Raw genomic sequence first — 22,007 nt, forward strand, 5'->3', positions numbered from 1 at the left:
ATCCTGGCGCGCGACGCAACTTCGGAGAATCGGTGATGAACAATACTCGCAGCGCGATTCCGGCCTCGTTCTTCGGCATCGCAGTGGGCGCACTGGCGCTTGCCAATTTATGGCGCGTGGCAATCAGGTTATGGCATCTGCCTGCCGCCATCGGAACAGGGATGACAGTAGCGGCTTTGGTGGTATGGCTCGCGGTTCTGGTCGGATATGCACAAAAGTGGCGAACGCATGCCGCCGACGCCCGCGCGGAATTGCAGCATCCGGTTCAGTCGTCGTTCGTCGCACTGGGGCCCGTGTCGAGCATGCTGGCTGCGCAACTGTTGCAGCCGCATGCGTATGGGTTGGCACTCGCGTTGTTCGGCATTGCCGCGTTCACGCAACTTGTGCTTGGCGTGTATTTGCACGGGCGGCTCTGGCAAGGTGGACGCAAGCCCGAACTCGTCACGCCGGCCATCTACCTGCCGACCGTTGCGCCTAGCTTCGTGGCCGGCGCGACCTCCGCGGCTTTCGGTTTTCACCAGTTGGGCAGCCTGTTTTTCGGCGCGGGCGTGCTGTTCTGGCTCGCTATCGAATCGCTCGTACTGCATCGCGCCGCCGTGCATGAACCGCTGCCCGAGGCATTACGGCCGACGCTCGGCATTCAGTTGGCGCCGCCGGTCGTGGGTGGTGTGGCCTATGTCGCACTGACGAGCGGGACGCCCGACATGTTCGCACTGATGCTGCTCGGCTACGGCCTCTATCACGCGTTGCTGCTGTTGCGCCTGTTGCCGTGGATTCGCCAACAACCCTTCGTGCCTGGCTACTGGGCTTTCAGCTTCGGCGTGGCCGCGTTGCCGACCATGGCGCTGCGTATGGCTGAGCGAGGCGCGGGCGGTGTAGTGGCAGGGGCCGCGCCGGTTCTGTTCGTGCTCGCCAATGTGATTATCGGAATTCTCGCGGTCAAGACATTGGATTTGCTGGTGCGAGGCAAACTGGTTCCGCCGACCGCAGCCCCTCTTGCTGCTTCGAATACGCCGAAGCAAGGACCGGCGGATGCGCGCATCGGACGAACCGGCGAAGCTGCCGGCGTCTAGCTCGCCGCAAGATCCGGCAGGCTTCGGCGGCGCCTCACCGGGCGCTCGCAGCGAGTGCCCGGCGGCCGCAATTCAAGACGCAAATCAGGCCGCAACCGAAGCCGCCACTCAAGCCGCAACCGAAGCCGCCGGCGCGACCGAGGCCCCCGCAATGCCGTGCCGCTTTAGCGAGTCGGCGACGAAGCCCGACGCCTTCATTTCTTCGACAAAGCCGCGCAGGAAAGCAGCCGCCGCTTCGCCTCGGCTCTTCGGCGTACCCATCGCCTGTTGAATCACCATGAAGCGCTCGCCGAGCAGGCGCAGTCCGGGTGTATTGCGCGCATCCGCTTCGAGTTGCTGCTTGACTCCCGCCGCAACTTCCAGCCCCTGTTCAACGAACGTCTTGACGACGGTCGGCGACGTGGGCGCGCGCACGATTTGCGCGGCTTTCAGTTCACGCGTGAGGAAAAGGTCATAGGCGCTACCCTTGCCCACCGCCACGCGATTGTGCGGCTGATCAACGTCCGCATTGGTGCGCACGGGCGAATCGTCGCGCACGAGATAGAAGCCTTCGATCAACACATACGGCGCAGTGAACGCGATGGTCTCGCCGCGCAACGGATCGACCGCGAAAAAACCGAAGTCGGCGCGCTCCTCGCTCACCGCCTGCACCGATTTGCCCGCCGTGTCGAACACGACCAATTCGAGCTCGACGCCAAGCTTCGCGGCAAACGCGCGCGCGAGATCGACGGAAACGCCGAACGGCTCGCCGGTTTGCGGATTTTTGTTGGCGAGAATCGGGTTGCCGAGATTGATCGATGCACGCAGCTTGCCCGTGGGCGCGAATGCGGAGATGACGGTTTGATCGATGTTCATGGTGTCTCGTTGGAGCCGCGCGTTGCGCGCAGGCATTGCGGGGTGCCTGTTCGGTACAGCGCTCGCGGTGTTGCACGAACGGCATGGCGGCGACGAGCAGAGCCAACTCCTCGTCATGGTAGGCCGTGGCGGATTCGAACCGCCGACCAACGGATTAAAAGTCCGCTGCTCTACCAGCTGAGCTAACGACCCGGCCTCCGCGCGCCCGTTGCCCCGAGCGTCTATCAGACATTAACAAAGCCGTGGCGGCTCCAGTGATGCTCCCGCTAGCCGATGTCGATTGTCCGGCTAGCGGCCCGGGGCCGCTCCTGCTTCGGTACCGTTAAAGTTAGCACGCCTTTATCGAATTTGGCCAGTGCACGTTCGGGATCGGCCTCCTCCGGCATCGGGATCGTGCGAACGAAGGTTCCGTATGCACGCTCGAGCCGGTAGCAGCCGTCCTCTTCGCTATTCACGTCCTGCTTTTTCTCGCCGCGCAACACGAGCGCGCCGTCTTCGACGCTCACCGTCAGATCCTCGCGCTCCATTCCCGGCAGTTCAACCGTCACGCGCAGCACCTTGCCTTCGTCGACCACGTCGATACGCGGCTGGAAGCGCGACGAGCTGAAGTCGCCGAACCATCGTTCCAGTGCGCCGCGGCCCGCAAAGGGATCGTGAAAGAACTCCTCGACCGCGCGCCACGGGTCGCGCGGAAAAAGCCGTGAAATGTCAGGCCACGCGGCGCGCCACTGCTCGCTCGCCGACGCCTCGCGCGCACTGTCTGCCTCGGGTTTGCGGCCCGAGCCACGAAGAAACTTGAAAGGATTCCACCTTTTCGGGTCGGTGTTCATCGCATCCTCCTTCCGCTTGATACTGGCACCGCGGAGTCGCCATCGCCCGACGCGCGCCGTCGCGAAGCTGCCCGGAGCCTGAATGGCGACCCATAGCGCGGCTGTCAGCGTACGTTCGAAACATGCAGCGCATACATTGCGACTGCCGAGCCGAAAATAAAATAGTTCGACGTCCAACGAACTTCAAGTTCGCTTTTTGCATCGGCCCAAGGCCGAAAATCCGGCGGCCGCGGCTGAAAAATTTTGTTACAAACTGGCCGCAAAACAGGCTCTTGAACTCGCCCGACACAACCCTATTTCGCTTTCCGCCACCCCACTGGCAACGGCTGCGCCCCGACGCGGGCGTTCAGGCGCGTCGCTCTTTCCGCGCAGCCGGATTCCTTTTTGGTGATCTGTTATCGCATAGGAGATGGAAATGCACATTCGTCCCCTCTACGACCGGGTTGTCGTCAAGCGAATCGAGCGGCAACGCACGACGGCCTCCGGCATCGTGATTCCGGACTCCGCCGCTGAAAAGCCCGAGCAGGGCGAGGTAATAGCGGTCGGCGACGGGCGCCTGCTGACGGACGGCAAACGTCAACCACTCGAACTGAAGGTCGGCGACCACGTTCTGTTCGGCAAATACGCGGGCCAGACGGTCAAGGTCAATGGCGAGGAACTGCTCGTCATGCGCGAAGAAGACGTGATCGGCGTGTTCGAAGCAGACGCCGCCGAGCAGCGCAAAGCCGCGTGATAACCGTTTGAAGACTTTCCCCGGAGCAACAAGATGAGTGCGAAAGATGTCAGGTTCCACGACAGCGCCCGTAGCCGGATCGTCAAGGGCGTGAACGTGCTGGCCGATGCAGTGAAAGTGACGCTCGGCCCGAAAGGCCGCAACGTGGTGATCGAGCGCAGCTTCGGCGCGCCGGTCATCACCAAGGACGGCGTGTCGGTGGCGAAAGAGATCGAGTTGAAGGACCGCTTCGAGAACATGGGCGCGCAGGTCGTCAAGCAGGTGGCCTCGAAAACGGCCGACGTGGCCGGCGACGGCACCACCACGGCCACGGTGCTCGCGCAATCCATCGTGCAGGAAGGCATGAAACACGTCGCCGCGGGCATGAACCCGATGGATCTGAAGCGTGGCATCGACAAGGCGGTCGCGGCCGTGCTGGACGAACTGATGCGGACCTCCAAGCGCATCTCGACCAGCAAGGAAATTGCACAGGTCGCGTCGATCTCTGCGAATGCCGACGAAGCAATCGGCAAGATCATTGCGGACGCAATGGAAAAGGTCGGCAAGGAAGGCGTGATTACCGTGGAAGACGGCAAGTCGCTCGACAACGAACTCGACGTCGTGGAGGGCATGCAGTTCGACCGCGGCTATCTGAGCCCGTACTTCATCAACAATCCCGACAGGCAGGCTGCGTATCTCGACGATCCGCTGATCCTGCTGTACGACAAGAAGATATCCGCAGTCCGCGACCTGCTACCGATTCTCGAGGCATCGGCAAAAGCGGGCAAGCCGCTCTTCATCGTCGCGGAAGACGTGGAGGGCGAGGCGCTTGCAACGCTCGTCGTCAATTCCATGCGCGGCGTCCTCAAGGTGGCGGCCGTCAAGGCGCCCGGTTTTGGCGACCGCCGCAAGGCGATGCTCGAAGACATTGCAGTGCTCACGGGCGCAACCGTCATTTCCGAGGAAACCGGCAAGCAGCTCGAGAAAGCGACGCTCGAAGACCTCGGCAGCGCCAAGCGCGTGGAAGTGCGCAAGGACGACACGATCATCATCGACGGCGCCGGGCAGCAGCAACGCATCGAGGCGCGCGTGAAAGCCATTCGTGCGCAGATCGCGGAAACCACCAGCGACTATGACCGCGAAAAGCTGCAGGAACGCGTCGCGAAGCTCGCGGGCGGCGTCGCCGTAATCAAGGTGGGCGCGGCGACGGAAGTCGAGATGAAGGAAAAGAAAGACCGCGTGGACGATGCATTGCACGCGACCCGCGCCGCAGTGGAGGAAGGCATCGTGCCGGGCGGCGGCGTGGCCCTGCTGCGCGCCCGCTCGGCCATTGCTAACCTGAGGGGCGCCAACGCAGACCAGGACGCGGGCATCCGCATCGTCCTGCGCGCGCTGGAAGCGCCGCTGCGCGTCATTGCCTCGAACGCGGGCGACGAGCCGTCGGTCGTCATCGCGAAAGTGCTCGAAGGGAAGGGCAATTTCGGTTACGACGCGTCGACGGGACAGTACGGCGATCTGGTCGAAGCAGGCGTTGTCGATCCGACCAAAGTGACGCGCACGGCGCTGCAGAACGCGGCGTCGGTTGCGGGCCTCATTCTCACGACGGACGCGACCGTCGCGGAAGCGCCGAAGGAAGAAAAGCCCGCCGCCGCCGCAGCGCCGGAGATGGAGTACTAACGGGTACCCAAGGAGCAACAGTAGAGCAGGTTCGGCTGCCATTGCCGGGCTGGCTTCGGCTTCGGCTTCGGCTTTGGCTTCGGCTCCGGTCCGGCACGGCTCCAGTTCGGCTCCGCCATCTTTACAGCTGGCGGAGCCGCTTTTTGCATGATCCGCAGCCGCCTTGCGTGACATTCGACTCGCTCGAAGACGTATGGAACTGACGCTCAATATCGACTCGCGTCCATTGACCCTGGAACTCGACGACGTAGTGGCCGGCCTGCTTGCCGTGCGCCTGAACGTGCCGTCCGACACCGACATGCGCGCCGCGCTATGCCGTTATCTGAGCGATGCAGGCGGGCCGTGGATGCTCGACGACAATCACATGCGCAAGCGCATCTTGCGGCGCCTGATACTCGATATCGCCGATCCCGCTCTGGTGATCCGCTATCTGATGATCGAGCAGCCGCACTGAGCAGCAAGGCGCACGTGCGCAGCCGCACGTGCTTGCAAGCCCACGCCGACGGAACGTGCGCCTTCCCGCATCCCGCATCACGCTTCCACATCACGTATCAGGGCGCCGTGCCCGCCATGCTGCCCGCCGTTTCGCTCGCGCCTCGCCGTGACGCGAGCTCTATGCGGCATTTGCCGGCCCTTTTCGCGCGATAAAGCATGGCGTCCGCGCCGGCCAGCGCATCACCCAGGCTTTCCGTGCGCAAGCAGTCGTTCAGGCCCGCGCTGAACGCATACGCCGGCTTGTCATGCGACTGGTCGGGCGGGCACCGGACCGCAATCAGCATGTCGCCGATGCGCTGCGCCGCGTCCGCCATAGAAGTGTGCGGAAACAGTATCGCGAATTCCTCGCCGCCGAGGCGCCCGAACACGTCGCCGGCACGCATGTGCCTGCGCACTTGCGCACCGAAATCCGCGAGCACGCGGTCGCCTGCGGCGTGCCCGTGCCGGTCGTTGATCGTTTTGAAATCGTCGATGTCGATAATCGCGACGCTCAACTGCGCCTGCGTGGCACGCGCCGCGCGCGATAGCGCTTCGCCGCGAGCGATGAACGCGCGGCGCACCAGCGCTCCGGTCAGATCGTCGAACGTGGCCAGCTTCTCGACCTGCTGCATGTGCCGGTCGTTGGCAAGCATCACGAGGCCGATGGACAGAATCGGCAACGAAAGAATGCTGATACCGAGAAAGGCGAAGTCAGGAGCGATATGCGCGGGCCACGCGAGCGACGTGTCGACGAAAAACGTGTTCAGCACACCGCGCGCGAAATACACCACGCCGCCGATCAGCGCCGCGCAAAGCACGAGCCAGTGACCGTACTGCGAGCGCCCGCGCACGCGCGAGCTCCAGATGATCCACCCCACGGCAACGCGCGCGTAGGCGAGCGCGAACGACATGAGCGCGGCTCTTGCGCTGATATCCGGCGCCACGCACGTCCAGTACACGAGCGCACAGCCCGCGCCCACCAACGCGGGATGCTCGCCCTTAGGTGCACTGCGCTTGCCGACGAAAGCGCGGCAGCCCTGCAACATCAGCAACGCCCCTGCGAGCACGCACGCGCATGAGGCCAGCATCACGGCGGCCGACGGGCGCGCGTGGGTGACGAACAGCACGCCCGAGGCGAGCGCGAACAGGCAATGCGCGGCCAACCAGCGGCGCAGTCCGGCTACCTCGTAGCGTGCGAGGTAGCCCAGCACGGCCGCGCTGGAGAGGCACGAGACAAATACGGTGGCGAGCAGCGCTGCTGAGCTGGACATGGTCTTCGACGTTATTCTCGGCCCGCCTGCGCGGCGTGCGGCCGTTAGTTTTTACATGGCGTCCGCTTGTGTCGTTCGTTGATGCGGTCCGTTGATGCGGTCCGTTGCAACGCCCCTCGACGGACAAATTCCGCTTCAAGCGTGCCGCTGCGCGGCGCCCCGCACGCGCAGGAGAACACGCAAACCTGCCCCGCCTCGCTGCGCTAGCGCTCCTTCCTGCGTCGGAACGCCCACCATGCCGTCAGTCCCGTGAAGCAGGCCACCAGCACCACCATCACCCAGAAGCCGTGATGGTTGTCGGCAAACGGAATACCGCCCACATTCATGCCGAAAAAACCGGCGACGATATTGATCGGCATCGCGAGAACCGTAACCAGCGTCAGCGTGAACAGCGTGCGGTTATTCTGTTCTTCGAGCCGCGAAATAATCTCTTCCTGTAGCAGCCTGACACGTTCGATCAGCCCTGCCATGTCCGACAGTACCACGGAGAACTCTTCCGTCGACTCGCGCAAATCCTGCACGTCCTCCTGTTGAAGCCAGCGCGGCGGTCTCGCGAGCAGGCGGAAAATCGCGCCGGGTTCCGGTGCGAGCATCCGCTGCAAGCGCGTCAGCATGCGTCGCATCGCGCCGAGGTCGAGGCGGTTTTGCGTGGGCCTTTGCGAAAGAAAACGGTCTTCGATACGGTCGACGTCGGCGCTCGTGCGGCGAACGATCTGCACGAGCAGATCGGCCTGGTCGCGCATCAGATGCACCAGCAGTTCCACTGGCGAGCGAAAGATTTCGCCTTCTTTCACCGACGCGCGCAAGCGGTCCACCGAGCGCAGCGGCTTGAGCCGCGCTGTCACGATGATCCGCTGATGCGCGTAAATCCACAGCGTTGCAATCTCGGACGGGGTGAACTCGAGGTTGAACATCACGTCGTTGACGACCGCACGCAGCGCCCCGTCTGCCTGCTCGATGCGCGTAGAGTGCGAGCCTTCGCGCAGCGCATCGAAAAACGTTTCGGGCAAATCGAGTTGCGCGCGCATCCAACGCTCACTCGCGCTATGTGCGAGATTGAAATGCAGCCATAAAAATTCGTCTACATGAGCCGTGCCGCCGTTCTGGCGCGCGCGCAGCCACTCCAGCGCATCGTCGGCGGAAATGGGCCGGCCCGGCTGCGTGGGCGAAAAGACATAGCCGCACACAATGCCGGACGAATCCGAGCCATAAGTTTGCAGCAGCAGTTCAGATTTCATAGGTCTTTCAGGTCTGTTTCCGCTTTCTGTTTGTCCCAGCCCGCAATTTACCAGCCGAACATGAAGCCGCGATGGCCGCCACGGAAAAGACACGTAAGCGCCATATTGCGTTGACTCGCGGCTCGCCATGACGTTTTACCATTGAGCAGCAATCGCTTCATAGCAAATATCAATCATGCGCAAACCTTTGCGGGCGGTTTACCTGGGATAACCGCCCTACGGCACTCTGCGCGCATGCCGTTATTACGTTTGGCACCGGCGAGAACTGAAGTCCCATCGTGTGCTGGCGGCCCCGGAGATGGTCCGGGCAGCCGAAGCCTTCAACATAGTTTTCGGCCAGAAAAGTGGCGACTGGAGTGCAGAATCATGAATTTCCATAATCTCTCCGAGAAGGCCAAGCTGACGGCCGGTTTCGGCTCGCTTGCGTTTGTCGTATTGATTGTCTCCGCGATCTCGCTGATGGCGCTCAGCGACGAGAACGAGCGCTTCTCCGGCTTTGTCAGCGGCATCAATGCACGGGCGCAAATGGCCGAGTCGTTGCGCGACGCCGTCAATGCCCGCGCGCTCGCGGTGCGCAACCTGGTGCTCGTTTCCTCATCCTCTGACATAGAGGTTGAAAAGGCCGCCGTGCTGGACGCCGAGAAGCAGGTGGAAAGTCGCCTTGAAAAGTTCAACGCGATGGTGGCCAGCGCGAACGACATCAACGAAAACACACGCGCGCTTGCCGGCGAAATCTCGCGTATCGAACAGCTTTATCGACCGGTCGCGCTCGAGATCAACCGGCTCGCGCTGAACGGCCAACGCGACGCCGCCATTGCCGACATCGCCGCGAAATGCCGCCCGCTGCTGACTGCGTTGACGAGAGCAACCAGCGCCTACCTCGACGCCACGCACCAACGCGAGGTGCAGATGGAGCAGCAGTCCGCCGAGCAGTTCGCCCATCAGCGCAATGTGCTGATTGCCTTCTGTATCGGCGCTGTTGCGCTTGCAATCGGCGCGGGCATCCTCATCACACGCGGCCTGATGCGTGCGCTTGGCGCCGAGCCGGTGGCGCTCGCGGAAGTCACGCGGCACGTCGCGCAAGGCGATCTGCGTCCCGTGCCCGGTGCGAGCAAGGCGCCTGCGGGCAGCGTGCTCGCCTCGATGGGCGAGATGCAGGCGAGCCTTGTGCGCCTGATCGGCAATGTGCGCAGCGCGGCCGACAGCATCGCGACGGGCTCCAGCCAGATCGCGTCGGGCAATGTGGACCTTTCGTCGCGCACCGAACAACAGGCGGCGTCGCTGCAGGAAACAGCGTCGAGCATGGAAGAACTGACGGCCACGGTTAAGCAGAACGCGGAGAACGCGCAGCAGGCGAGCACGCTGTCGGCCAATGCGTCCGAGGTGGCGCTCAAGGGCAACGGCGTGGTCGGCGAGATGGTCGGCACGATGGGCGAGATCAGCGCGAACTCAACGCGCATTGCCGAGATCACCGGCATGATCGAAGGCATTGCGTTCCAGACGAACATTCTCGCGCTCAATGCCGCGGTGGAAGCGGCGCGCGCGGGCGAACAGGGCCGCGGCTTCGCCGTGGTGGCAAGCGAGGTGCGCAATCTTGCGCAGCGCTCGTCCAGTGCGGCGAAGGAAATCAAGGATCTCATCAGCACCTCGGTCGAAAAGATCCGGGACGGTTCGTCGCTCGCCGACAAAGCAGGCATGACGATGGCCGAGGTCACTCAGGCAGTGGCGCGCGTGACTGACATCATGGGAGAAATTGCGGCGGCCTCGGCCGAACAGAGCCGCGGCATCGAACAGGTGAACCAGGCGATCACGCAGATGGACGAGGTCACGCAGCAGAACGCCGCACTCGTCGAAGAAGCGGCGGCCGCGTCGAAGTCGCTTGAAGACCAGGGCCGGCAATTGAATCAATCGGTGTCGTTCTTCCGTCTCGATGGTGCATCGGCTACCGCACAGCACGAGTCCGCCGCGGTGCGCTCAGCGCCGCCGCACGCGGGCGGCGCTTCGGCAAGCAAGGAGCCGGCTGCGAAGCGCCGCGCGGCGAGACCGAGCCTGCGGCCGGCCGCTGTGGCCATGGCAGCCCCCGCGGTCGCCGCGGGCACGGATGGCTGGGATACCTTCTAACGCTGTCGGCAGATGTGGCTACAGCATCCTTGCGTGAACGGCGCCGGCAACCCGGCGCTGCACACGCAGGGCCCGCAGCAAAGCAGATCAGCGTTTGACTGCCGTGACCAGTTGCAGCGGCGTCTCTATCGTGCGCGACAACTCGCTCTGCTTTCGCTGCTCCGTCACGGCTTTCAACGCGACGTCCATGCCGAACACGGCCTGACGTTCGGCGAACTGATTGACCGTGGCGAGCACGTGACCGTCTGCGATCAGCGGCTTGATGGCGTCAATCGCGTTATAGCCGGTGATCAACACGCCGCCGGTGCGGCCCGCGTCGCGCACGGCGTCGGCCGCACCCATTGCCATATTGTCGTTTGCACATAGCAAACCGCGAATCTGCGGATGCTGGCCCAGCATTCTCGAGGCAACGTCACGGCCCTTGCCGTACTCCCAGTCGCCGGGCTCGGTTGCGACCACCTGCATGCCCGCGGCGCTCATTGCTTCCTTGTAGCCCGAGTTGCGTTGCTGCGCGTTGCGATCCGCCTGGATGCCGCCAATGATCCCCACCTGATCGCCAGGCTTTAGCCGCTCGGCCAGATAGTTCGCCACCAGCATTGCGCCCTTGCGGTTATCCGGACCGACGAACGGCACCGAGATTTTCGCGGCTTCCTGCAAGGCGTCGTCCAGCGGGTTGTCGATGCTGATAACGATGATGCCCGCCTTGATCGCGCGCGCGACCACAGCCGTGAGCCCTTTCGAGCCCGACGGTGCAATCACGATGGCATTCATCTTCGCGCCGATCATCTCCTCGACAATGCGGATCTGTCCGGCCGTATCGGGCTCTGTCGCGGTTCCGCGCACCGTCAGCACGAATTGGGACGCGTAATGCTGCTGATAGTTTCTGGCGGCGTTCGCCATTGCCACGGTGAAAGGGTCGCTGAGCGACTTCAGCACGAGCGCGATCTTCGGCATGCCGCCTTCCGGCGTTGCCGCGCCGGCCACGCGCGCAAGCCCCGCCGCAGCCAGTGCACCGGCGATCATCACGCGGCGGCGCATTCTCTGCGTCATGGTCGTTCTCCTTTCTGATTGCGCTCGCGAACTGCATGAACGCCAGCGGATGAACCCGGGTCGATGAACCCGCAAGCGGGTCGCCTGTTCGCCATCAACCTGCCTTCAGCGCGAACAGTTCAGAGCCGATCTCTTCGAAAAGAGGCCGGCTGTCGACGTCTTCGCTCAGGCAACGGTCTCGCAGGCTTGCGAGTTTCGCAGCGCCGTCTGCGTGCGCAAACGCATTGCGCTGATCGCAACGCTCCAACAATTCCTCGATCAGGCAGCCGTATGCCCTCACTTCGAGGCGCTCCAGCGCGGTGCGCGACTCGCGATTCCGCGTCGAATAGAACGACGCTGCGCCGAAGTCCCCTAACAATACACGTGCCTGGCCGTCGTACAGAATGTTGTGCGCGTACAGGTCGCCGTGCATTACGCCGCGCCGGTGCAAGTGGCACGCGGCCGATGCAATGCCGTATGCCATATCCACCACGTCGGCGGGCGCAAAACGTGCGTTTGCATCGTAAATGTCGCGTGTGCACGATTCGAAGCTCGGCGGTCCGGCCAGGTTGCGGTATTGCGGGTCGATGAGTTCCATCACCAGGCCGTGCGCGTTTGCCGGGTGGTCCTTCACATTTCCCGCGACGGCGATCAGGTTCGGGTGATTGCCAGAGTGCAGGCAAGCCGCCATTTCGCAGTCGGGCAAACCGTCGCTCGTCACGGCGCCCTTGAACAACTTGAGCGCGACGGGCCGCGTAGCGTTGGCGCTTACGCGCAGTTCGGCGCGATAGATCACGCCCGAGGCGCCCTCGCCCAGCGGCTCGTGCACACGCAAATCGCTCCAGGCAATCTCGGCGAAGGGCGTATCGTGCAGCGCCACGGCTTCCAGTGTCTCGCCAAATGGGTTCCCCGCAAAAGCGAGCCAGGCGAGCCGCGGCATGCGCAGGAGCCACGCGGGCAACGCATCCAGTCGATTCGCGGCAAGCCGCAGAAGCTCGAGGCGCGAGCACGCGGCCAGTTCTTCGGGAAGAAAACGCAGACGATTGCCCGCCAGCATCAACTTCTGCAAATGGCCGCAGTTGCCGATTTCGGGCGGCAGCACCTCGATCTCATTGTCCGTGAGAATCAGCCAGCGCAGGCGCGGCGGCAATGCATTGCCCGTTACGGTGCGAATGCGATTAGCCTTGAATCCGATCATGCTCAATTGTGGACACTGCCCGAGCACTTGCGGCAACTCCGTGAACGGATTGTTCGACGCAAAGAGAATGCGCAGCTTGCGTAGCCGCGCGAAGTCGTCCGGCAGTGTCGTGAGCGCATTGCCTGAAAGATCGAGCACTTCCAGCGTGTCCTCGAGATCGAGAATCTCGCGTGGAAATTCGCTGAGCCCGCACGCAAGCTTGAGATGGCGTGTACCCGCCAGTTGGCCCGCTCGCAGTTGTTCAAGTGTCGTTGTCACAGTAATGGAAAGATCTGGTAGGCGCCGCGCATCGTGCTGGAAGGGTCGATTTTACTGAGTCGCGTCACGCCGCGCTTCTGCAGAGTCCGCCGCGTCGCTCTACTACGCCGCGCCAGATCACCGCACAGCGTCCAAATCCTTCATACTTGACGACGAAACAGACAGCAAGATTCGAAGTGCCTGCGCCCGTCGCAACGTCCACACTGAGATCGTCGCCGCACGTCGTTTCGCGGCGCTCGCTCACGCACCGGACTTGCGGCGCGTGGCCTCCACTTCAACCAGCAGGAGCAGACAAGTGACTTACGCATACAAGCTGATGGATTCTCCAGTCGGCAAACTGAAGCTGGTCGCCCGCGCCGGGCGCTTGACCGCCATTCTGTGGGAGAACGACAAGCCCAATCGCGTACGGTTGGCTGCTGAGTTGTTGCAAGCGGATGATGTGCCTGTTCTGTGCGAAGCCGCGCGTCAATTGAACGAGTACTTTGCAGGCAAGAGGCAGACGTTCGATCTCGAACTCGACTTTCAGGGCACCGCGTTCCAGAAAAAAGTATGGGCCGCTCTGTTGACCATTCCATTCGGTCAGACGCGCACTTATGCGCAAATCGCCGCACAGATCGGCAACAGCAACGCTGTGCGCGCGGTGGGCGCGGCAAACGGCAGGAACCCGATTTCAATCGTGGCGCCCTGTCACCGCGTGATAGGCGCGTCCGGCGATCTGACGGGCTTTGCCGGCGGATTGGCGAACAAGATGCTGTTGTTGTCGCTGGAAGCAGGGCAAACGTCGCTCACAGCGGCGAGTGACGTGCAGGCGCAAGCAAGTGCTCAGGCCGTCAAAGCGCCTGCAAAACGCGCGCATCGTGCGCCGCCGCCCGGAGTACAAAGCTCGTTGTTCGGCAACTGACGTTTTCGCTGCTGCGCAGCCGGGCAAACGGCAGCGTCGCTCACAAGTTGGCGAAGAAGGCCCGCGCCGCCAGCATGCATGAGCCCGCAACCAACCCGCCATGATATGAACGCAGTACCGCAGATGCGCCGCCGTCGGCTGCGCCTGCTGCTATCGCCTGTTTCGCCACTGCCGCCTTCGCATTTGCAAAACCGCGCTTGATGGGCGCGAATGGATCGTCGGCCCCGCTGACGGGCGAGTCGACATCCAGCACCGAAGTCAATCCCGCCGGCGCCCTGGCGTTCAGCCAGTACGCCTGCTCGGCGCGTGCGTTGAAGAAGAACACCATCGGGTCCGCGCCGCCGCCGCACAGCAGAACCGGCGCCTTCGGCACCCAGTTGCGAAGATCGTTGCGCTTGAAAGCCTGACGCAACGGATGCATGGGGCTCGCCGCGGGCGCCATGCCCGGCGTTGCGTTGGGGAACGCGCCGTCAGGATTCGCCGCGGCGTCTTCGAGCAATGCGCCGCGATAGCTGTTGCGCACGAGATTGGCCTCGCCAAAGCCGGCTGCGAAGAGCGGTGCCAACACCGCTGGCGTGAGCGACGGCGACGCAGGCGGCGTGATCTCAGCGAATCGCGGAGCGGGCGGCGTGCTGCTGAAAAGATGCGACGGCGGCAACTTTCCTTGCGAGAACATGGCATCGAGCGATTGCACGCCTGGCAACAGTTGCTCGATATCCGGCGCATAGGCTGCTTCGAAAAACTCGGCCGGTTTGCGATACAGGTTTCCGTAGGCGCGCTGATAACCGGTCACTGCCAAGGTTGTGAAGAGCGTCGAGCCGAGATTGACCTGCCCTGCAATGATGGCGTCCGCCGTAGCGGCAATCGCATACGGACCGGAGCCAGGCGCGGAAGCCGTTACGCTGACGCCTGCCGCCTGCAACGCGCGATGCGTTGCGAGCGCAACGAAACCGCCTTGCGAATAGCCGGTGATGAACAGCTTGCCGTTTTCGCTGATCGCCGCCCGCGAGCGGTCGCCGGTCAACAAGGCGCGCGCCGCGCGCAGCGAGTCGATCATGTCCGCGGACTGCTGGTCGGCGTTCAGGTAAGGGTGGTAGCGAAGATTCGAACCCGCATAACCTGCGTAGTTGCTGGCCGCCACGATGTAGCCGTGCGCCGCGTACATGGCGGCCACGCTCAAGCCCTCGCTGGCGCCGTCGTTCTCGGGGTCACTGCCCGTGACATCCGCGAGATCGTACTTGCGGTAGGCGGTGGTGCCGTGCGCATACAGCATCATCGGACGGGGCCCGCTGCAGGCCGGAGCGTCGCCCTGCGGGATCATGAGCGCACCGCTCGCCGTGGCCGCCTCGCCAGCGCCCCCTATGGTCCGGTAGCCGTAATGCAGAATCTGCACGCCGCACTGCGGCTTGCCCGCCATTTGCATGAGTTGCTGCCCTGAGGCACTGTCGGCAAGCAGGTTCGACAGCGCCGCTGCGTCAAGCCGCAAGGTCGCCCTATGATCCAGCAGTCCGCCACGCTCGCGGCAAGCCTGGTCGCATGCGGAGTCGGCTTGAGCCGACGTGGCAACGATCAACGCAACGGATAACAGCAGAGCGAAGGGCGCGGTACGGGCGGCTTGCGGCATGCGGGCTCCGGGTCAAGGGTCGGCGAGTGGACGGCTCTTGCCGTGCGCGGCTGAAGATGCGCGCGACCACTGCTCGAACCGTAGCATAGCCGCGAGATCAGCCGCCAAAGCGGGCGGCAGCTTGCATAGCAGCGCGATATTGCGCTCCGCATGGGGCCGACCCGCCCTCGTACCGCTCGCCGCAGCCCAGGCCGCCCTACCGCTTTCCCCGCTACGCCGCCCGCAGCCGCGACGCGCCCCAACCATTCTTGCCCGCACGCCCCACCGCGAACGCGGCCTCACGCGTATCCGCCTCCACCTGGAAGGCGTGAATCGACGCCTCCAGCAGCCTTGCCTGCTCGGTCAACGTCTGCGCGACCGCGGCGGCCTGCTCGACCAGCGCGGCGTTCTGTTGGGTGACGCTGTCCATCTGCGAGACGGCGTCGCCCACCTGGTCGATGCCCGCGCTCTGCTCGGCGGCAGCCGCCGCAATATCGCGCATCACGCCCGACAGCTTCGCAATGGCCTCGCTCGCCGCCTGAATCGTGGAGCCGGTCTTGCCGACGAGTTCGACGCCGTTCTCCACGCGCCCCGTCGCGCGGCTGATCAGCGCGCGGATTTCTTTGGCCGCCGACGCGCTGCGCTGCGCCAGCGTGCGTACTTCACCGGCCACCACCGCGAAGCCGCGCCCATCTTCGCCCGCGCGGGCCGCTTCAACAGCCGCGTTCAGCGCGAGTATGTTGGTCTGAAACGCAATGCCTTCGATCACCGCAATGATCTCCACCATCTTGTGCGATTCCGTCGAGATCTCCTGCATCGTCGTTACCGCTTCGGCCGCCATCTGCCCGCCTTGCATGACGATCTGCTCCGCGCTCGCCGTCAGTTGGCTCGCCGTCTGCGCGCTTTCGGAAGTTTGCCGGACCATCGCGGTCATCTGCTCCATGCTGGCTGCGGTCTCTTCGAGCGACGCGGCCTGGCTCTCGGTACGCGCGGACAGATCCGTATTGCCCTGGGCAATCTCGCGTGCGCCGGTTGCCACTTTGTCCGCCGCCCCGCTGATCTGCACGATGGTGCCTGCGAGCGCGTCGCGCATTTGCCGCATGGTGTGTAGAAGGCTGTAGTCGTCGCCGGAACGCAGCGCGATCGGAATGACGAGATTGCCTTTGGAGATTTCACCGGCAACCTGCGCGACGTAGGTCGGGTCGCCGCCGATGGTGCGTTGAATGCTGCGATTGGTGAACGCAACAAGCGCGGACACCAGCAGCGCGACAGCGCCGACCACCGCGCCGAGCATGTACAGCGAGCGCCTGAATGCGGCGTCGATATCGTCGACATAAGCCCCTGTCGCAATGATCCAGTCCCACGGCGCGTAACGCACGACGTAGCCGATTTTCTCGACCGCGGCGGACGGCGGATTGCCCGGATGCGGGAACACATAGTCGACGAAGCCGCCCTCGGGGGCTTGCGCCACCGTCGCGAAGGTCACGTAATGATGACGGCCATCGGCATCCTCGACGCCCGCGAGATCCTTGCCGTTCGTCGCGGGTTTCATCGCGTGCATGATCATGCGCGGCTTCGAATCGAGCACGAGGAAGTAGCCGTCTTCGCCGTAACGTATGTCGCGCAGACGCTCGAGCGCCTGCTTGCGGGCCTCCGCCTCGCTGAGCGCGCCGCTTGCCGCGAGCGCCGCATACTGCTTGACGATGCTAAGCCCGACATGACCGACGTTCACGAGGTCGTGCTTGCGCTCTTCGATGCGGGTCTCGCGCGAGAGCCACGCGGCCGACACCGACACGGCGAGCAGCGCGAGCAGACTGACGACCAGCGGCAACCAGAGCTTCTGCTTGAAATTCAGTCGATGCATGCGCGTGTCCCTGTTCGTCCAGTCGAAGAAAGTCGCTGAAGCGTTACGCGAACCGCCGGCGATTCGAACTCCGCCGTCGCTCCACACGACTACTTGAACTGTCTATCGGCACGCACACAGGCGCGCTGCGTAGAGACAAACCCTTTGCCAGTCTGGTCGCGGTTAGAAGTGCGGGACTCGCCGGGTTCGATCACAGGGTGCCGGCTGGCGCCGCGCATGAAGCGCACCCTTAAGTTCGTGCAGGTGCTGTCGTTTACATCACATGTGGACCTGTCGCGAATGTACTGTCCACTCGCAGTGTCCCTGGGCAGACTGTCTGCGCACCGATCCGATGCCCTCCGCGGCCACGCTTTGGTCCGCCACAAAACGGCACCGCAATAGTTTCGTCTAAGGGGAAACCCGTATAATGCGCCAGTGGTCAGACAACCCCGGCTCCCGCTAGTTGCGACGCCGCCGCGCCGCCTGGCGCTTCACCTTCAATCGCCATCCTGCCAAGACTCGTGACTTCCCCTGCCGCTGCTACCGCGCTGCCTTTCCGGAACGCCCTTTTCGCGATGCTCGGCATCGGTCTCGTCAACATGCTGGTGGCGCTCGATCAGACGGTCGTCAGCACGGCGCTGCCCTCCATCGTGGCGGAACTGCACGGCTTCGAGTATTACGCGTGGATCGCGAGCGCCTACCTGCTGGCTTCAGTGGTGACGGTGCCCGTGTTTGGCCGGCTGGGCGATTACTTCGGCCGCAAGCGCTTCGTGATTGCCGCGGTCATCACGTTCACGGTGGCGTCCGTGCTCTGCGGCATCGCCAACGACATGCTGTTCCTCGTGATCGCACGCGGCTTGCAAGGCGTAGGCGGCGGCATGATGGTGGGCACCGCGTTCGCCTCGATCCCCGACCTGTTTCCCGACCCGCGCGCCCGCGTGCGCTGGCAGGTGGTGATGGCCGCGGCGTACGGCATCGGCACCGCGGCGGGGCCGTCGCTTGGCGGCTGGATGAGCGAGCATCTCGGCTGGCGCTCCACGTTTCTGATCAATTTGCCGGTCGGCGCCGCGGCGCTTTATTTCATCTGGGTGCATTTGCCGAGCTTTGCGCGTCCGCATGAAGGCGAGGTGAAGATCGACTGGCTCGGCGCAGGACTCGTGGCCGCCGTGCTGGGAGGCCTGCAGGCTTTGATCGAGGCTCTACCCAAAGACGGCCTGAGCGCGGGCAACATCGCGCTTGCCGTGTGCGTGCTGGTCGGCGCCATTGCGTTATACAGGTGCGAGAAGCGCGCCACCCATCCCATCATTCCGCTCGACCTCTTCAAAGACTCGCAGCTTGTCACGCTGTTTACGCTCGGCATGCTGTCGGGCTTCGTGATGTTTTCGCTGATCTTTTTCGCGCCGCTGCTGTTGCAGGGCGGGTTTGGTCTGTCTCCGCAGCAGGCGGGGCTGCTGGCCACGCCCATCGCCGCATGTATCGCGCTTGGCAGCGTGCTCAACACGCGCATTGTGATTCACATGAAAAAGCCGACGCGCATTCTCTCCATCGGCTTCGGGTTGCTGTTGTTCGCGTCCATCGGCATTGCATTCGCCAATGCCGACACGCCGCATCTATGGATCGAATTGCCGATGGCCGCTGTCGGCATCGGCCTCGGCTTCATCCTCAACAATCTGAATGTGTTCGGCCAGGAGATTGCGGGCCGCGAGCGCTTCGGCATTACTACGGCGCTGCTGCAGTCCACCCGAATGGTGGGCGGCATGTTGGGCACAAGCATCGTGGCGACGGTCGTGCAGCACCACTACCGCGATGTGGTCACGCGAACCATCAGCGTGCTCGGTGAACCGGCGGCCTCGCAATGGCGGCCCCGCTTCGTCGACCTGCGCATTCTGATCGACGAAGCGTCGCGCCAGAAGCTGATCGCGGACATGAAGCCGACCGCGCTCGACACGCTCGCGTTGATCGACACCGCACGCGACGCGCTCGTGCAGTCCATTCACATCGGCGTGTGGCTGACGGCGGTCGCGGCGCTCGTCGCTGCTTTGCTGGTGCAGCGGATTTCGCACGTGGTGTTCCGCCGCGGCTAGCGCCGCGAGTAGCCGGCCGCGCGCGTTCGCGGGGCCGGCGTCGAAAGTGACTGAACGCGCGCCGGCTGGCAGCGCCTTGCGCGCGTCAGGACATTAGCGCACGAGGCACGGGCGCTTGTTGTCGAATTTCCAGTTGGGAATCAGGTACTGCATGGCGACGCCGTCGTCGCGTGCGCCCAGGCCGTGCTGCTGATAGAGCGCGTGCGCCTTCTCGATCTCGTCCATATCCAGTTCCACGCCGAGGCCGGGCTTCTGCGGCACCTTGACCTTGCCGCCGACAATCTGCAACGGCTCGCGGGTCAAACGCTGGCCGTCCTGCCAGATCCAGTGCGTGTCGATTGCGGTGATCTTGCCGGGCGCGGCAGCCGCAACGTGGGTGAACATGGCAAGCGAAATGTCGAAGTGGTTGTTCGAATGCGAGCCCCACGTGAGTCCCCAGTCATGGCACATCTGCGCGACGCGCACCGAGCCCTGCATGGTCCAGAAATGCGGGTCGGCAAGCGGAATGTCCACGGACTGCAATTGGATCGCGTGGCCCATCTGACGCCAGTCGGTAGCGATCATGTTGGTTGCCGTCGGCAAGCCGGTGGCGCGGCGGAATTCCGCCATGACCTCGCGGCCCGAATAGCCGTTTTCGGCGCCGCACGGGTCTTCCGCGTAGGCGAGCACGTCGTGCTTGCCGCGGCACAGGCGCACGGCTTCAGCGAGTGACCATGCGCCGTTCGGGTCGAGTGTCACGCGTGCGTTCGGAAAGCGTTCGGCGAGCGCCGTCACCGCCTCGATTTCCGCGTCGCCGGACAACACCCCGCCCTTCAGCTTGAAATCGTTGAAACCGTAGCGCGCCTGTGCGGCTTCGGCGAGGCGAACCACCGCTTCGGGCGTCAGGGCTTCTTCGGTGCGCAGGCGTTCCCAGTCGTCGCGTCCGTCGGCGCCGCTCGCGTACTGCAAGTCCGTCTTGTTGCGGTCGCCGATGTAGAACAGATAGCCGAGCATCTCCACTTCGTCGCGTTGCTGACCCTCGCCAAGCAGTGCCGCGACGGGCACGTCGAGATGCTGGCCGAGCAGATCGAGCAGCGCCGCTTCGAGTGCGGTTACCGCGTGAATCGTGGTGCGCAGGTCGAACGTCTGCAGACCGCGTCCCCCGGCATCGCGGTCCGCGAACTGGGTACGCGCTTTGTTCAGGATAGCTTGCAAATTGCCGATGGACTGACCGACGACGAACGGACGCGCGTCGTCGATCGTCTTGCGAATGTTCTCGCCGCCCGGCACTTCGCCGACGCCGATGTGCCCCGCGCTGTCGCGCAGAATCACCACGTTGCGAGTGAAGAACGGACCGTGCGCGCCGCTCAGATTCAGCAACATGCTGTCACGGCCCGCGACGGGCACGACGCGCAGTTCAGTAACGGTGGGCGTATGGTTCGGATTGGAAGGTATCGTGGACATGTGAACTGGACCAGGTAAGTAAGTGGGCCTGACGATGACAAGCGCTCAGTGTGCGCCGCCTTGCAGCGGATCGCGCAGTGCGTTGCCGTCGCCGCGTCGATTGCGTGCGAGGAAAGCCGCTGCCGCAGCGATCAGCGAGGCAACGCCCAGGCCATAAAGACCGCCGGTGATCGAACCGGTGTGCTGCTGCAGATAGCCGAACGTGGCGGGCGCAAAAAAGCCGCCCAGATTGCCGATGGAGTTGATCAGCGCAATGACCGCCGCGGCAACGCGCGCATCCAGATAGCCTTGCGGAATCGGCCAGAACAGCGACGAAGCCGCCTTGAAGCCGATCGCCGAAAAGCAGATGGCGACGAACGACAGAACCGGATTGCCCGACGTCGATGCAAAGAGACCGCAGGCCGCAATCACCAGCGCGACCGCCAGCCACGCCTGCTGGAAACGCCATTTGGCCGAGAGCAACGCGAAACAGTACATGGCGACCATGGCGATAAGCCAGGGAATCGCGTTGAGCATGCCGACTTCGAAATCGGAAAGTCCGCCGATCTTGCGAATGATGGTAGGCAGCCAGAACGTGGCCGCGTAAATCGTCAACTGGATCGCGAAGTACAGGCAGCAGAACAGCACGATCTGCGGGTCTTTCAGCAGCTTGATGGCCGGCAGGTGCGCGCCGCCATGCGCGACGCGCTCGGCCTGTTCGGCGGCAATCGCGTCTTCCAGCGCGCGTTGCTCGTTAGCCGTGAGCCACGATGCGTCACGAATGCGCGACTTCAGGAAAATCCAGCTCACCGCGCACAGCACGACCGAAAAGCCGCCTTCGATGAGGAACATCCATTGCCAGCCGTGCAGGCCGAGTCCGCGAATGGACAGCAGACTGCCGGTGATCGGACCGGATACCACCGAGGCGATGGCCGAACCCGAGAGGAAAATCGCGACCGCCTTGCCGCGCTCCTTTTGCGGCAGCCACTGCGTGAAATAGAACACCACGCCCGGAAAGAAACCGGCTTCCGCCACGCCGAGCAGGAAACGCAGCACATAGAAAGAGGTCTCGTTCGACACGAACGCCATCGCCGCGGCGACCACGCCCCAGGTGCCCATGATGCGCGTGAGCCAGGCCCGTGCGCCGTACTTCTGCATCAATACGTTGGACGGCACTTCGAACAGCGCATAGCCGATGAAAAACAGGCCGCTGCCGAGACCATACGCAGCGGCGCCGATGCCGAGGTCGGCTTTCATGTGAGCGTTGACGAAGCCGATGTTCACGCGGTCGATATAGTTCGCAATGAACATGATGAGGAAAAGCGGCAACACGTGCCGCTTGACCTTGGAAACGGCGGACGCCAATGGGTCCATTGCCGTGGTGAGGGCAGAGTTCATGAAGTCTCCAATGTCGGCCG

At 63.7% G+C, this 22,007-nt stretch carries 17 protein-coding genes and 1 tRNA gene; 7 read left to right on the forward strand and 11 right to left on the reverse strand.

Going from position 1 to position 22,007, the window contains the following annotated elements; genetic code table 11:
* Positions 1 to 35 precede the first annotated feature (35 nt).
* The gene (tehA, locus tag JNB89_RS11560) at positions 36 to 1,073 is read left to right on the forward strand and encodes a dicarboxylate transporter/tellurite-resistance protein TehA (RefSeq protein ID WP_220362274.1); all 1,038 of its coding nucleotides are present in this window, start codon (positions 36 to 38) and stop codon (positions 1,071 to 1,073) included.
* A gap of 108 nt (positions 1,074 to 1,181) precedes the next feature.
* Here the strand turns inward: tehA and JNB89_RS11565 are convergent, their stop codons facing one another.
* The 3 genes from JNB89_RS11565 to JNB89_RS11575 form a co-directional block, all read right to left on the reverse strand.
* Positions 1,182 to 1,928, reverse strand: coding sequence for an ABC transporter substrate-binding protein (locus tag JNB89_RS11565; RefSeq protein ID WP_167507794.1), 747 nt, complete (start codon positions 1,926 to 1,928; stop codon positions 1,182 to 1,184).
* Between the two features lie 116 nt (positions 1,929 to 2,044).
* Positions 2,045 to 2,120, reverse strand: a tRNA-Lys gene (locus tag JNB89_RS11570).
* A gap of 74 nt (positions 2,121 to 2,194) precedes the next feature.
* The gene (locus JNB89_RS11575; protein WP_013342401.1) at positions 2,195 to 2,758 is read right to left on the reverse strand and encodes an Hsp20/alpha crystallin family protein; all 564 of its coding nucleotides are present in this window, start codon (positions 2,756 to 2,758) and stop codon (positions 2,195 to 2,197) included.
* A 415-nt stretch (positions 2,759 to 3,173) separates the two neighbouring features.
* On the opposite strand from JNB89_RS11575, the gene JNB89_RS11580 reads away from it, so the two are divergent.
* The 3 genes from JNB89_RS11580 (at position 3,174) to JNB89_RS11590 (ending at position 5,601) form a co-directional block, all read left to right on the forward strand.
* On the forward strand, positions 3,174 to 3,491 hold the full coding sequence (locus JNB89_RS11580; RefSeq protein WP_135891066.1) for a co-chaperone GroES: 318 nt from the start codon (positions 3,174 to 3,176) through the stop codon (positions 3,489 to 3,491).
* A gap of 33 nt (positions 3,492 to 3,524) precedes the next feature.
* Positions 3,525 to 5,147 (forward strand): chaperonin GroEL, encoded by a 1,623-nt coding sequence (groL, locus tag JNB89_RS11585; protein ID WP_220362275.1) that lies wholly within the window; start codon positions 3,525 to 3,527, stop codon positions 5,145 to 5,147.
* 193 nt (positions 5,148 to 5,340) lie between these two features.
* The gene (locus tag JNB89_RS11590) at positions 5,341 to 5,601 is read left to right on the forward strand and encodes a hypothetical protein (RefSeq protein ID WP_013342398.1); all 261 of its coding nucleotides are present in this window, start codon (positions 5,341 to 5,343) and stop codon (positions 5,599 to 5,601) included.
* Between the two features lie 97 nt (positions 5,602 to 5,698).
* On the opposite strand, the gene JNB89_RS11595 is transcribed toward JNB89_RS11590, so the two are convergent.
* Positions 5,699 to 6,892 (reverse strand): GGDEF domain-containing protein, encoded by a 1,194-nt coding sequence (locus JNB89_RS11595; RefSeq protein ID WP_220362276.1) that lies wholly within the window; start codon positions 6,890 to 6,892, stop codon positions 5,699 to 5,701.
* Between the two features lie 203 nt (positions 6,893 to 7,095).
* Positions 7,096 to 8,130: a transporter gene (locus tag JNB89_RS11600; protein ID WP_013342396.1), complete on the reverse strand. Its 1,035-nt coding sequence runs from the start codon at positions 8,128 to 8,130 to the stop codon at positions 7,096 to 7,098.
* Between the two features lie 366 nt (positions 8,131 to 8,496).
* On the opposite strand from JNB89_RS11600, the gene JNB89_RS11605 reads away from it, so the two are divergent.
* Positions 8,497 to 10,251: a methyl-accepting chemotaxis protein gene (locus JNB89_RS11605; protein ID WP_220362277.1), complete on the forward strand. Its 1,755-nt coding sequence runs from the start codon at positions 8,497 to 8,499 to the stop codon at positions 10,249 to 10,251.
* Positions 10,252 to 10,338: 87 nt separating this feature from the next.
* Here JNB89_RS11605 and JNB89_RS11610 read toward each other — a convergent pair whose 3' ends face one another.
* The gene (locus JNB89_RS11610; protein ID WP_220362278.1) at positions 10,339 to 11,301 is read right to left on the reverse strand and encodes a substrate-binding domain-containing protein; all 963 of its coding nucleotides are present in this window, start codon (positions 11,299 to 11,301) and stop codon (positions 10,339 to 10,341) included.
* A 94-nt stretch (positions 11,302 to 11,395) separates the two neighbouring features.
* Positions 11,396 to 12,736, reverse strand: coding sequence for a leucine-rich repeat-containing protein kinase family protein (locus JNB89_RS11615; RefSeq protein ID WP_220362279.1), 1,341 nt, complete (start codon positions 12,734 to 12,736; stop codon positions 11,396 to 11,398).
* 295 nt (positions 12,737 to 13,031) lie between these two features.
* On the opposite strand from JNB89_RS11615, the gene JNB89_RS11620 reads away from it, so the two are divergent.
* Positions 13,032 to 13,637 carry a methylated-DNA--[protein]-cysteine S-methyltransferase gene (locus JNB89_RS11620; protein WP_220362280.1) on the forward strand — a complete coding sequence of 202 codons (606 nt, stop codon included), beginning with the start codon at positions 13,032 to 13,034 and terminating at the stop codon, positions 13,635 to 13,637.
* A 40-nt stretch (positions 13,638 to 13,677) separates the two neighbouring features.
* Here JNB89_RS11620 and JNB89_RS11625 read toward each other — a convergent pair whose 3' ends face one another.
* Together JNB89_RS11625 and JNB89_RS11630 are read right to left on the reverse strand one after the other, a co-directional pair.
* Positions 13,678 to 15,261, reverse strand: coding sequence for an alpha/beta hydrolase family protein (locus tag JNB89_RS11625; protein WP_220362281.1), 1,584 nt, complete (start codon positions 15,259 to 15,261; stop codon positions 13,678 to 13,680).
* 211 nt (positions 15,262 to 15,472) lie between these two features.
* Positions 15,473 to 17,104, reverse strand: coding sequence for a methyl-accepting chemotaxis protein (locus JNB89_RS11630; protein ID WP_220362282.1), 1,632 nt, complete (start codon positions 17,102 to 17,104; stop codon positions 15,473 to 15,475).
* 554 nt (positions 17,105 to 17,658) lie between these two features.
* Here JNB89_RS11630 and JNB89_RS11635 point away from each other — a divergent pair.
* Positions 17,659 to 19,167 (forward strand): MFS transporter, encoded by a 1,509-nt coding sequence (locus tag JNB89_RS11635; protein WP_220362295.1) that lies wholly within the window; start codon positions 17,659 to 17,661, stop codon positions 19,165 to 19,167.
* 93 nt (positions 19,168 to 19,260) lie between these two features.
* On the opposite strand, the gene gudD is transcribed toward JNB89_RS11635, so the two are convergent.
* Both gudD and JNB89_RS11645 read right to left on the reverse strand, forming a co-directional pair.
* Positions 19,261 to 20,610 (reverse strand): glucarate dehydratase, encoded by a 1,350-nt coding sequence (gudD, locus tag JNB89_RS11640; RefSeq protein WP_220362283.1) that lies wholly within the window; start codon positions 20,608 to 20,610, stop codon positions 19,261 to 19,263.
* 45 nt (positions 20,611 to 20,655) lie between these two features.
* Positions 20,656 to 21,987, reverse strand: coding sequence for an MFS transporter (locus JNB89_RS11645; RefSeq protein WP_013342387.1), 1,332 nt, complete (start codon positions 21,985 to 21,987; stop codon positions 20,656 to 20,658).
* Positions 21,988 to 22,007 lie beyond the last annotated feature (20 nt).

It is taken from the genome of Paraburkholderia phenoliruptrix, from assembly GCF_019511605.1.
In the GTDB taxonomy this organism is placed as follows: Bacteria; Pseudomonadota; Gammaproteobacteria; order Burkholderiales; family Burkholderiaceae; genus Paraburkholderia; species Paraburkholderia phenoliruptrix_A.